Origin of the sequence: Sphingomonas sp. IC081 (assembly GCF_006874585.1) — a bacterium.
Lineage (GTDB): Bacteria > Pseudomonadota > Alphaproteobacteria > Sphingomonadales > Sphingomonadaceae > Novosphingobium.
Window position 1 is genome coordinate 1,493,161 of sequence record NZ_CP029761.1, and the last position, 11,259, is coordinate 1,504,419.

Consider the following 11,259-nt stretch of genomic DNA (forward strand, 5'->3'; position numbering starts at 1 on the left):
CAGCGAGGCGGGGGCTTTGACGGGACCAAAAGGGCGGGTCTGGCGCGTTCTCTCAAGGGGCAGCATTTGGTCGGGCGGCCGTCCAAATGGATGGCGGTGATCGGGGGGCAAATTGCGGGCCATGGTCGCCGCCATGCCCTACCAACCTGAACCCGGCGGCCTGACCGCAGCGTGGAAATTCGATCCCCGCCGACATGCGCGCAGCCTCTACTGGCGCGGGTGGGGCGTGAGCCAGATCGCGGCGGAATTCGCGCTGCACGGCGTTGCTGGCGGCAATGGCAAGGCGATCCCGCGCGCCACGATTGAATCGTGGAAGCAGCGCGACAGGTGGGACGATGCCCCCTCGATCAGCAAGATCGAGGACGGGCTGGAAATCCGCCTGCTGACGCTGATCGCGAAAGAGAAGAAGACCAGCGCGGATCTGGTCGAGATGGACGCGCTGGCGCGCCAGATCGAAAGCCTTGCCCGCGTGCGCCGCTATGAGCAGCCCGGCGGCCATAGCGGTGACCTTAACGAAAAGGTGGGCAACCGGAACGCCGGGGCGCGCAAGAAGCCGAAGAAAAACCACTTCACGGCCGAGCAGGCGGCCGAACTCAAGCGCATCTTCCTTGAGGGTCTCTACGACTACCAGCTGACGTGGTGGAACGCGCTGAGCCAGCGCACCCGCATGATCCTGAAATCGCGCCAGATCGGCGCGACGTACTACTTCGCCTTTGAAGCCCTGATCGACGCGATCGAGACCGGCCGTAACCAGATCTTCCTGTCGGCATCGAAAGCCCAGGCGCACCAGTTCCGCAGCTATATCGTCAGCTTCGCCAAGCTGGTGGGCGTGACGCTGGGCGGCGATCCGATGCTGATCACTTCGGACTTGCGGCCGGAGGAAGAGGCGGCGGCCGAACTGCATTTTCTTGGCACCAACTTCCGCACGGCGCAGGGCCGCCACGGCAATTTCTATTTCGACGAATTCTTCTGGGTCCACTCGTTCGAGGAACTGAACAAGGTCGCCTCGGGCATGGCGACGCACAAGAAGTGGCGCAAAACCTACTTCTCAACGCCGTCCAGCGTGGCCCATCCGGCCTATCCCTACTGGACCGGCGAGCGCCGCAACCGGCGCCGGAAGAAGGAAGAGCGCGTCTCGATCGACGTCAGCCATGCCGCGCTTGCGGCGGGCAGCGTAGGCCCTGACCGGATCTGGCGCCACATCGTCAACATCATGGACGCCGAGGCGGGCGGCTGCGACCTGTTCGACATCGACGAACTCAAGGACGAGTACGCGCCCGACGAATTCGCGAACCTGTTCATGTGCGACTTCGTGGACGACAGCCAGTCGGCCTTCCGCTTCAACGACATGATCGCCTGCGGTGCCGACAGCCTTGTCGACTGGACCGACTTCAACATCGAAGCGGCGCGCCCCTATGGCAACCGCGCGGTCTGGGCGGGCTACGATCCGCAGGAAAGCGAGAACGGCGACAATGCCGCGCTGGTCATCGCGGCGCCGCCGCAGGTGGAAGGCGGGCAGTTCCGCATTCTGGAGCGGCACCCGCTGCGCGGGCTCGACTTCGAACAGCAGGCTGAATTCATCAAGGCGATGCTCAGCCGGTACAACTGCACCTATCTGGGCATCGACGCGACCGGCGTGGGCGCCGGCGTTTACCAGCTGCTGGCGAAGCCCGGCGCCATGCCCGGCTGCGCGGTGGCCAAGATCGAGTACTCGCTCGAACTCAAGGCGCAGATGATCATGAAGGCCCAGAACGTGATTCGGCGCGGACGCCTGCTGTTCGACGTCGGCTATCTCGATATCGTTTCGGCCTTCGTGTCGATCAAGAAGACGCTGACCACTAGCGGCCGCAACGTCACCTTCAAGGCCGGGCGCGGCGGTGGCGACGGCCACGCCGACCTTGCGTGGGCAACCATGCACATCCTCATGAACGAACCGCTCGACGGCAAGGAAAAGCCCAAGAGCACGATGGAGATCATCGAATGAGCAAGCGTACGCGCCGCCAGAATGTGCGGACCATGAGCCAGCACGAATCGGCCGCGGCTTCCAAGGGCGCGATCGAGCCGGCGGGAGAGGGCGGTGGCGCGGTGGAGGCGTTCACCTTCGGGGATCCCGAGCCGGTGCTGAGCCGGGCCACGATGCTGGACATGCTGGAATGCTGGCACAATTCGCGCTGGTATGAGCCGCCAATCCCGCTGGACGGACTGGCGCGGGCCTATCGCGCCTCTCCGCACCATTCGAGCGCGATCATCCTGAAGCGCAACATGCTGGCGGCCAGCCTCGATCCCGCGTCGCGCCTGAGCCGCAAGGCTTTTGCCGGGCTGGTGCAGGACTATCTCGTGATGGGCAACGCCTATGTCCAGCAGGTCCGCAACCGCCTGGGCGGCGTGCTGCGTATCGACCACTGCCTTGCGAAGTACGTGCGGCGCGGCGTGGAGCCGGGCCGCTTCTGGTGGGTGCCCAGCTTCCAGAACGAAACCGAGTTCGAGCCGGGCAGCGTGCATCAGTTGATGGCGCCCGACGTCAATCAGGAGATCTATGGCCTGCCCGAATACCTCTCTGCATTGCAGTCAGCCCTGCTGAACGAGAACGCCACGCTGTTCCGCCGCCGCTATTACGAGAACGGGAGCCACGCGGGCTATATTCTCCACGCGACCGGCCAGTTCGCGGACGGTGACGTGGAAGCCATCCGGCAGGCGCTGAAGAAGTCGAAGGGACCGGGCAATTTCCGCAACCTGTTCATCCACGCCCCGGACGGCAAGGAAAACTCAATCAAGCTGCTGCCGATTGCCGAGGCCGGGGCCAAGGATGAATTCCTCGGCATCAAGAACACGACGCGCGACGACGTGCTGGCTGCGCACCGGGTGCCGCCGCAGTTGCTCGGCATCGTGCCGGCTAACGCCGGCGGCTTTGGCGATGTTACCAAGGCCACCGACGCCTTCTTCGAACTGGAGATCGAACCGCTGCAATCCGTGTTCCTTGAACTCAACGATATGTTGGGCGTTGAGGCGGTGCGGTTTAGGGAGAGGGTTAAGGCGGCGGCTTAGGGCTTGCAGTGGCCGATACGGGCACCGTGTCGGTAATACGCCCTTTGTTGCCGGTCAGCCCGGTCTGTCCAATTCCCGAAAGCTGCCGTTATACGAGGGCAAGCAGCAATCTGTTCGAAGGGCCGGTGACCATTGTGGACTTACATTCCTAACAAGTATTCCGCGAAGTCCTCGGTCAGGTTCCAGCGGGGGACTTGATTACGACGAACATCGTAAATCGCGCTATAATGTTCGCAAATTTGGAGTTTGGCGAGAAGTTCGTCATGGTCCTCATGGTAATAATAAAAAAATGGAATTGATCCGGGATTGTAAGTTACGGCATTGGACAGGGCGATTATTTCCCTAGTGAAGGGTTTAGAGCGAATATCTTCCCGCATTTCTTTGATGAGTTCTGGCATCTTCGCCTCTAGTCCCGCGAAGTCCCGCCCCTTTCGGACCACGTATCCTCGAAGTTCTACTGATGCTGCAGCTTCAGCAAAAGTCTTCCACTCGATCAGATCTGCAACATCATATGCAGAATCATCTGCATCGACGAGGCGACTGCACTGCTGGCACAGCCATATGCCATTCTCGGGTGCCCGTCGGCCTTCGTTCGTCAGGTGTTCGTTAAACCGAGGCCCGCCTGACGAAGCAGCGGTTATGTGTGCGGCCACACCAAGGCTTACGGTTCCGCCGTCGGCCCCAGGGCCACTAGTTGGTTTTCGGCAATCTGGGTTTGAACACTTATATCCGACCCGCTTAGCCAAGCGCTGCGCTGTCGCTTGCGTGAAATCATCTCTCATCACACCTATTCCACATATCGATAAATGCTTCACGCTTCGCCGATGCGATGTCGGCGCCTACACGTTGCACCATCGCAGGTGAGCGCAGTGCGATGGCGTTAAAGGATTGAGATAGCGACCAAACGCTTACATCATCCATGATAAGTCGGTCATGAAGCAACTTAGGCGCAGCAAGCCGAAGTTCGATCGGGCGCGCTTGAGCATATTGCATCTTCCACCGTTCGACGGCCTCCGGAAGTCCTGCGTTCTTTTGCTTTCCGCTGGCCAGCAATCGTAGTGAGACCCCTTCTTTCACCATTGGTAGAAAGTCCGTCAGTGCAATCGCATCCATGTAGGGATCGACAATAAGCACTGAACCTTCACACTCGCGCAGAACACCCGCAATTGCCGTGAGCGCATCGAACGAATTACCAGCAGGAATGAATGCGCCTTTCGCGGTAGCAGGGGCGCTAAGCTCAGCTTTTGCCAAAGCGGTATATAGCAGACCTCGAATGTGTCGCATCTGCGTTTCGGCGTCGGTCAGAGTGGCCGTAAGCATTGTGGTACGCAGAGTGCCAAATTTGCTGTGGTCAACTATGCCGCTGACTTGCTCTATCAGCGCTTCGGCACGTCCCAACCACTGTAAAATCTCAATTGAGCCTCGTCCGCCGCCGGTTGGAATGTTCGGCTCATCCGAGATAATTTGCCCTAGCTGATGATAGAGCGCTTCCCAATCCGCTGGCGTCAACATCCCGGGTAGTTTCGCCATGCTCGATCCTTATGCGCTTGGTAATGGTGATATATTAGGGCAGCTATTCTGCGTCCACCATCCCAATGCCGACATTCCGCTACCGGCCCTAATGCCCAATTAGCGTGGCAGATGATAGCGTATAGTCAGGCTTGCCCCTTTGCCACTTGGCGGCCTCGAAATGATTTCGTCCAACGTGCGGCGCTCTTGTTCCATCACCTGGCAGCAATTCGGCATTTGATGATTACTTCCCGGATAGCCACCAAGCTGCCGATGCAGTTCGCCCGCATTGATCTCAACATGCTTGAGGCCACGAAGCTCGGCTTCCCGGATGATTGCGCCCAACTCACGTCGAAATTCATCTGCCGTCGGCATCGGTCACCTCCTTGAAAACTGCTTCAGTAATGCCGCGCTTGCATTTCACAATTGAACCCGACATTCCGCACCCGGCCCATCATCGCCCAACCCAGCCATCAACCGCGAAAGCGCTTGCGTTCACGCTTCCAAATCCTCTCGTCCGGCAGGGGGAGTTCGACCACGATCAACTGCTTAACGCTCTCGACGCGGATCGGTCGGACTTTGCGCTTTGCCGCCAGCCAGCACATGCGGCAGTAAAAACGCTCCCGAGCGTCGAAAAAATTGTCATGCCAGCCCTTGCGATAGAACTTCCACCAAAGGCCGTGCGGGGCGAACACCGCAGTGTGTCCACAGCGACAGGACACTTTCACATCGTAGTGGAACGCGGCCGCTTCGAAGATGGCGGTGGGGACTTTCAGTCCGTTGACGTACCGCGCCACTTCACTCGGTCAGCGCCTCTTTCTGTAGGCTGGCACAGGCCAACGCGCCGGTCATGTATGGACCATCGTCCTGCTCGCCCGATCGAATCTGGCGCAGAAATTCACGGTTATCGAGGCCGCGCACTTCCAGTGCCTGGGCGACCGCATTGCGGATGTCTTGGATGCTCATGGAATGTCTCCTAACGAGGAACATATGCGGAACATTCTTTGAGTCGGTCAAGCGTTGCGCGGCGGTTTGAATGCGTTCCATGGCTGATTTGTAGCATCGACAGCGAGGTTGCCGGCGTAAGGTACGCAAAGTTCGAGAGCTTCTTCCGGCGTGCCCGTCGTCCACTGATGCTGCATTTCGCCGGTGAGGATCACGGGCATGCGATCATGGATCAGTTCGATCGCCGGAGATCCGTCGGTCATCACCATGGAATAGACCGCACCCCATTCGGCGCTCTCGCGCCAGATGCCGGCGCAGGCGAATAGGGATGCGCCGGGTAATGAGAACCATGTGCGGGTCTTGGCACCGGGCGGCCCCTCTGCTTCGGCAAAGGCGCTAAGCGGGATCAGGCAGCGCCGGTGTTCGAAGCTGGAGCGCCAGAAGCCGGACGTCAGCTTGTCCGTGCGGGCGTTGTTCACTGCCTTCGGCTTTAGCGGCTGACCCGACTTGCCCTTGAGCGTCAGCGGGAAGCCCCAGATCATGCTGCGCACCCGCCCATCGGCCATGACCAGTCCGGGATAGCCGGGATAGACTTCCGCGCCGACGTTCGCGCCAGCATCTACGGTGCCGCCGAACAGCCGCGCGATCTCGGCTGTGGCTGACGTCATCCTGTACAGGTTGCACATGCCGGGGATGCTATGCCCGATGGCCCGATCGGGCAACGTCAGAGGGCAGGGTGCCGCCGCATCGGGCAGGGTAACAATATTGCGCGACCCGAGGCCTTCGTTGCCGACCCTCGGCGCGGGCTTTTCCCCCCACCTCGCCCGCGCACTTTTCATGTCGGTTTTGATGCGTTTTGGGGAGTTCCGCAAACCGCCCCAGAGCTTAGGCCGGCCTCCCGATACCTGCCGAGTATCGCTGATGCGGATTGATGCACCTAGCGGTGCGATTTCGCGCCTTCTCCGGACGCGCCATTTCCGCCTGCACGACGGCCGCTAATTGGCACGGCCGTTGCTCTTGCCCCCCTGACAGCCATGGGCGGCGCAAGCCGCCCCGCACTCCGCCGCCGCTTGGGCTACGAAGGGGGCTGGGAACTTCCCGATAGGCATGGGGGCAATACAAATCTTACGCCTGAAGGCGCCCTAGCGCCTTCAGTCCTTTCTCTCTTCTGTTCTGGGGGAGGGGTACAATGCCAAGTTGGCACTCGCACTCATCCCAAAAGAAAGACCGAGCATTTCCTCATGTTCCCGCAGTGCGGCGGGGTCATCCCGGTACATGTGCGCCATGCGATCTGCCATCGAGCCGCCGGTGAGCGAACGTCGTTCGGCGCGCTCGCGGGCTCCGGGTGCTGACAGGGAGCCTGCGATGTTCGCGAGTAGCTTGGCTGTCTTACCAGCTATGCGCGACGGCACCGGGCCTGAGCCTACCAGCTTACGGCTCGTCTCACGCAGTTTGTCGCCCAGCTTTTGGCGCAGCGTGCGGCCGATCTCGACAGGCAGCTTCGCAAGATCGATGAAATAGGCATTGCTGGTCTGTTGGCGCTTGGGGCCTTCGCCGGGGGCATTGCCGGTTTTGACTGTCCGGCGCACCCAGTTGACCAAGTTCTCTTTGCGCAGAACTTCCAGTTGGCGGACCACGGTACGGCGGGAAAGGCGGCTGCGCTTGGCGAGGCTGTCCAGACTTGGGTCGCAGCGGCCCGTCTTGCCATCCATGAAGCCAAAGAGGGCCTTGAGAACCTGAAGTGCGTTCAGCGAGATCGGCAGTGTCTTGCCCGGCTTGCGCACCAGATCAGCGTAAGCAAGCACAGTGTCGCGATAGGCATCCCTGAACTGGAACATGTTCGCGTTGTTCGCGGTCGGCTCCCAGTAAATGGTTGAAACCTGCGCTCGTGCGTCATCGACATCGAAGCTGCGGCGCCAAGAAGGCGAGGGGAGGCGTTCGCGGCTCAAGCGCGACCTCCCTCATTGATCAGCGCCTGGGAAGGTCGAGCAGTGTTTCTGCTGGCGCGAATCCGTCCATGAGCAAGTCCGCCCATTCCTGCGAGAGCTGTCGCCGACGAGGCATGTACGCAGCCCGATTGTATCGTGATTCGACCCCGTCTGGCTGGTGCGCCAACATAAGATCGATGATAGCTCGGTCGCCCGGCCGCTCGAGAGTGATCGCCCGCTCGTTCATTATGGTCGAGAAGGTTGCGCGCCAACCGTGCGGCACATGCCGGCCGGCAAAGCCCTGTGCCCGTCGATAAGCGGTATTGAGCGCATTGTCCGTGATGGGGCGATGCGAATGGCGCGCTGACGGGAACAGAAACTTGCGGCTGACAGCATGCATCGCCGCAGCCTTCACTGTTTCGACCGCTTGTCTCGCTAGCGGAATAACGAATTCGAATTCCGCCAATTCTGACTGAGCCCGTTGCAGCTTCATTTTCTCGGCGGGAATGCGCCAAATCGGCTCGGAACCGTCCAGATCCTCGAACTCCCGAAGCTCGGCCATTTGGATAGTACCCGGTCGCGCCGCAGTAAGCGCCAGCAGCCGTGACGCCAAATTGGTGGTCGGATGTCCGGGTTCCGCCTCGAATGCTCGTAGGAACGCGCGAGCGTCCTCCAGCTTCAGAAGTGCGGGCTGCTTTCCGCGAACCACAGGTCGCAAGGCGGCGCCGATGGCAGCCGCAGGATCCATGTCCGCCAACCCCGACGCAATCGCAAATCGAAAGACTGCTGAAATACGTTGCCTGAGGCGATGTGCGGTTTCGATCGCGCCGCGAGATTGAACAGCTTCCAGCAGTTCGCGAATCTGCGCCGGGCGAAGTTCCGAGATCTCCAAATCGCCAATCGCAGGAAAGACTTCCGATTCGAGACTGCCCAGAACGTCCTGAGCGTGCCTTGCCTTCCACTGGGGTTCTTGCAAGCTGTGCCAGCGCGTCGCGACCGACCGGAACCTGCGATCGTCCTCTACGCCCGCAGCCCGCCGCGTTGCGCGACGCTTGTATTCCAGGCCGGGGTCGCGCCCCTCCCTCAGTTCGATCCGTGCATCGTCCCGCATCTCTCGCGCCTTTCGAAGCGAGATTTCCGGGTAAGGACCAAACACGATCCGGCGCTCCTTGCCGCCAAAGCGGTACTTGTACCGCCAAGACTTGTGACCACTCGTGGTTACGTACAAATGTAAACCTTGCGCATCGGTCAGCTTCAGCGCTTTGTCCGCTGTCTTCGCTGCACGACACTGCAATTCGGTCAACATTCGGTGCCCCCAATTTGTTGAGTGCGTGCCCCCAAGATGCCCCCAGATGCAACGCGCTCAGCCAAGAATGCACCGGAATTACACGGCACGAATCGGGCTCACAACCCTTGATTTTTTGCGATTTTTTGGAAGTCCGCGGCGCTGCCCGGAAGGGGGCTTGGCGGAAGAGGTGGGATTCGAACCCACGGATAGGTTGCCCCATCGACGGTTTTCAAGACCGTTGCCTTAAACCACTCGGCCACTCTTCCATGCAGGCGTTGCTGCTGCGGGCAACGCGCATAGAGCAAAGCTGACAGCATGCAAGAGCAGTCGTTGCACTGTGGACAGATTGGGACGGAGTGCAGCCGGCATGCGGTGACTGTCCACCGTTGATGCCGCCGGGGCATTTGCATCGGCGCTGCATTGTGCAAGATTTGGCGGCGATGACTTTTTCCTCGAAGCTTCGTTTTCTGCGCCTTCCCATTCTTGCCGCAGCCGCGACTGCCGCGCCGATCGTGCCGGCTCATGCCCAGGCCGTTATCCAGAGCGTCGCCCCTCAGGGTTTCGATGCCTATTTGCAGACGGTCTCCGCGAGGGCACGGCGCGAAGGTGTCAGCGAACCGACGATCGCAAAGGTGCTAACCGGCTTGACGCCCAATCAGCGCGTGGTCGAACTGGACAGCGCACAGCCCAACCGCAGCAGTTCGCCGCCGCCGATCGCCCCCTATATCGCCAAGCATGTAGGCTCGAGCATCATCGCCCGCGGTCGGGATCGCTATGCCCAGAATGCGTCCATTCTGCCTGCCATCGAGCAGCGTTATGGTGTGCCGGCCAAAATGCTGTTTGCCATCTGGGGGCATGAGACCAATTTCGGCAGCTATGTCGGCGATTTCGATCTGGCGCGTTCGCTGGCAACGCTTGCCTGGGAAGGGCGCCGGCGGCAGTTGTTCGAGAACGAGCTGATCGCACTGATGAAGATGGTCGATCAGGGGGTGCCTACCTACAAGCTCAAGGGCAGCTGGGCAGGGGCCTTTGGCTATCCGCAGTTCCTTCCCAGCGTCTACCTGCGCCTTGCCGCAGACGGCGACGGCAATGGTACGCGTGACATTTTTTCCAGCCCGGCGGACACACTGGCGTCGATCGCGAACTATTTTCGTGATGCGGGCTGGCGGCCGGGCCAACCCTGGGGCGTGCGCGCCTCGCTCCCTGCGAGTTTTTCGGCCAGCGACTATGCGTCCAAACTGTCGGCACCGACCTGCGCTGCGGTCCACGCCCGGCATGGCCAGTGGAAAAGCGTGGCGGAATGGCGGGCGCTCGGCGTGACGCCGCTGGGACCGATTGGGGATCAGGTGCAGGCCTCGCTGTTCCAGCCCGACGGTCCTGGAACTTCGGCCTATCTGTTAACCGGGAATTATCGGGTCATCCTCCAGTACAACTGCTCGAACTACTACGCCTTGTCGGTGGGGTTGCTTGCAGATGAGATTGCCCGTTAGCCATGTGCTGCCGTTTGCGGCGCTGATTGTCCTCGTTGCCTCGCCGCTCGCGGCGAAAGAGCGTGGGGCGCCCGTTGTCGCACCGGCAGCAAGCGGACCTGCTGCCGATTATCCGGTGGTAGTGGGGGAGCCGTTCACGGTCGCTGGCACGACCTGGACACCGGCCGACCAGCTTAATTACGACGCCGTAGGCTATGCCACGACGGGTGAGGGCAAGGGCGTGACTGCCGCGCACAAGACGCTGCCCTTGCCAAGCTATGCGGAAGTGACCGCGCTTGGCACCGGCCGCACCATCCTTGTGCGCATCGAGCGCAGGGGCCCCATGGTCAACGACAGTCTCGTCGAACTCTCCGGCGATGCCGCTGCCCAGCTTGGTGTCACGCCAGGCTCGCACACCCCGATCCGGATCCGGCGCGTCAACCCGCCCGAGGCGGAGCGGGCCCTGCTGCGCAGCGGCACGCGCGCGCCGGAACGCATGGCCACGCCCGAAGGCCTGCTTGGCGTGCTCCGCCGCAAGCTTGCTGAGCAGTCGCCGTTGCTGCCGCCGCCTTCGACGCCGCCCAGAATGCCGACGACGCTGCCCCTGCCTCAGGATGGTCCCGTTAGTGCGCCCGCGCCGACGCCAAATCCTGTGCCAAGAGCGACGACTGCCGCACTACAGCCCCCCATCCGCACTGCGCCGCCCGCAGCGAAGCCAACCGAAAAGCCGACTGCGAAACCGGCAGTGGCATCTGCTCCTTCCACCAGCGCACCGCGCAAGGATGGCTCCTTCGTTCAGGTCGGGGCATTTTCCGTCGAAGCCAACGCACGAAAGGTGGCCGCGCAGCTGGGCGGCTCCGTTAGCAAGGCAGGCAAGCTCTGGCGTGTCCGGCTCGGTCCATTCCAGGCGGACACGCAAGCTGCGGCCGCGCTGCGCAAGGCGCAATCGGCAGGCTACAAGGACGCCAGGATCCAGCGCGGGGACTGATCGCCGGGGCCAGGGCCGGTCCGCTCCTTCGCAAACAGTGCACAAGCTGCCGCAGCGCTGGAGCGGACACCGCGCGCGCGGTATAGC

At 61.5% G+C, this 11,259-nt stretch carries 12 protein-coding genes and 1 tRNA gene; 4 read left to right on the top strand and 9 right to left on the bottom strand.

The window, feature by feature from the left end; all coding sequences use genetic code 11:
- Positions 1-133: 133 nt before the first annotated feature.
- On the top strand, positions 134-1,984 hold the full coding sequence (locus DM450_RS07235; RefSeq protein WP_185928730.1) for a terminase large subunit domain-containing protein: 1,851 nt from the start codon (positions 134-136) through the stop codon (positions 1,982-1,984).
- Positions 1,981-3,045, top strand: a complete 1,065-nt coding sequence (locus tag DM450_RS07240) for a phage portal protein (RefSeq protein ID WP_142633719.1) — start codon at positions 1,981-1,983, stop codon at positions 3,043-3,045. Before DM450_RS07235 ends, DM450_RS07240 begins: the two co-directional genes overlap by 4 nt.
- 140 nt (positions 3,046-3,185) lie before the next feature.
- Here the strand turns inward: DM450_RS07240 and DM450_RS07245 are convergent, their stop codons facing one another.
- The 9 genes from DM450_RS07245 to DM450_RS07280 form a co-directional block, all read right to left on the bottom strand.
- Positions 3,186-3,827 (bottom strand): hypothetical protein, encoded by a 642-nt coding sequence (locus DM450_RS07245; RefSeq protein WP_142633720.1) that lies wholly within the window; start codon positions 3,825-3,827, stop codon positions 3,186-3,188.
- Positions 3,817-4,575, bottom strand: coding sequence for a hypothetical protein (locus DM450_RS07250; protein WP_142633722.1), 759 nt, complete (start codon positions 4,573-4,575; stop codon positions 3,817-3,819). The genes DM450_RS07245 and DM450_RS07250 overlap by 11 nt, the downstream gene beginning before the upstream one ends.
- 99 nt (positions 4,576-4,674) lie before the next feature.
- Positions 4,675-4,929 (bottom strand): HNH endonuclease, encoded by a 255-nt coding sequence (locus DM450_RS07255; RefSeq protein WP_142633724.1) that lies wholly within the window; start codon positions 4,927-4,929, stop codon positions 4,675-4,677.
- Between the two features lie 98 nt (positions 4,930-5,027).
- Positions 5,028-5,351 (bottom strand): hypothetical protein, encoded by a 324-nt coding sequence (locus tag DM450_RS07260; RefSeq protein WP_142633726.1) that lies wholly within the window; start codon positions 5,349-5,351, stop codon positions 5,028-5,030.
- A 1-nt stretch (position 5,352) separates the two neighbouring features.
- Positions 5,353-5,520, bottom strand: coding sequence for a hypothetical protein (locus tag DM450_RS25750; protein ID WP_185928731.1), 168 nt, complete (start codon positions 5,518-5,520; stop codon positions 5,353-5,355).
- Positions 5,521-5,567: 47 nt separating this feature from the next.
- Positions 5,568-6,185 (bottom strand): SOS response-associated peptidase, encoded by a 618-nt coding sequence (locus DM450_RS07265; protein WP_142633728.1) that lies wholly within the window; start codon positions 6,183-6,185, stop codon positions 5,568-5,570.
- A 465-nt stretch (positions 6,186-6,650) separates the two neighbouring features.
- Positions 6,651-7,448, bottom strand: a complete 798-nt coding sequence (locus DM450_RS07270; RefSeq protein WP_260610283.1) for a helix-turn-helix domain-containing protein — start codon at positions 7,446-7,448, stop codon at positions 6,651-6,653.
- Positions 7,449-7,467: 19 nt separating this feature from the next.
- Complete coding sequence (locus tag DM450_RS07275) at positions 7,468-8,733, bottom strand: tyrosine-type recombinase/integrase (RefSeq protein ID WP_142633730.1); 1,266 nt, start codon at positions 8,731-8,733, stop codon at positions 7,468-7,470.
- Positions 8,734-8,891: 158 nt separating this feature from the next.
- Positions 8,892-8,981: transfer RNA gene (locus DM450_RS07280), tRNA-Ser, on the bottom strand.
- A 174-nt stretch (positions 8,982-9,155) separates the two neighbouring features.
- Here DM450_RS07280 and DM450_RS07285 point away from each other — a divergent pair.
- On the top strand, positions 9,156-10,205 hold the full coding sequence (locus DM450_RS07285) for a lytic transglycosylase domain-containing protein (RefSeq protein WP_142637613.1): 1,050 nt from the start codon (positions 9,156-9,158) through the stop codon (positions 10,203-10,205).
- On the top strand, positions 10,189-11,172 hold the full coding sequence (locus tag DM450_RS07290; RefSeq protein WP_142633732.1) for an SPOR domain-containing protein: 984 nt from the start codon (positions 10,189-10,191) through the stop codon (positions 11,170-11,172). The genes DM450_RS07285 and DM450_RS07290 overlap by 17 nt, the downstream gene beginning before the upstream one ends.
- The last annotated feature ends 87 nt before the right edge of the window (positions 11,173-11,259 follow it).

Bases quoted from the DNA above. Each gene is read 5' to 3' on its own strand.
- DM450_RS07235 (WP_185928730.1), top strand. From the start codon at position 134: ATGCCCTACCAACCTGAACCCGGCGGCCTGACCGCAGCGTGGAAATTC.
- DM450_RS07240 (WP_142633719.1), top strand. From the start codon at position 1,981: ATGAGCAAGCGTACGCGCCGCCAGAATGTGCGGACCATGAGCCAGCAC.
- DM450_RS07245 (WP_142633720.1), bottom strand. From the start codon at position 3,827: ATGAGAGATGATTTCACGCAAGCGACAGCGCAGCGCTTGGCTAAGCGG.
- DM450_RS07250 (WP_142633722.1), bottom strand. From the start codon at position 4,575: ATGGCGAAACTACCCGGGATGTTGACGCCAGCGGATTGGGAAGCGCTC.
- DM450_RS07255 (WP_142633724.1), bottom strand. From the start codon at position 4,929: ATGCCGACGGCAGATGAATTTCGACGTGAGTTGGGCGCAATCATCCGG.
- DM450_RS25750 (WP_185928731.1), bottom strand. From the start codon at position 5,520: ATGAGCATCCAAGACATCCGCAATGCGGTCGCCCAGGCACTGGAAGTG.
- DM450_RS07265 (WP_142633728.1), bottom strand. From the start codon at position 6,185: ATGTGCAACCTGTACAGGATGACGTCAGCCACAGCCGAGATCGCGCGG.
- DM450_RS07275 (WP_142633730.1), bottom strand. From the start codon at position 8,733: ATGTTGACCGAATTGCAGTGTCGTGCAGCGAAGACAGCGGACAAAGCG.
- DM450_RS07285 (WP_142637613.1), top strand. From the start codon at position 9,156: ATGACTTTTTCCTCGAAGCTTCGTTTTCTGCGCCTTCCCATTCTTGCC.
- DM450_RS07290 (WP_142633732.1), top strand. From the start codon at position 10,189: ATGAGATTGCCCGTTAGCCATGTGCTGCCGTTTGCGGCGCTGATTGTC.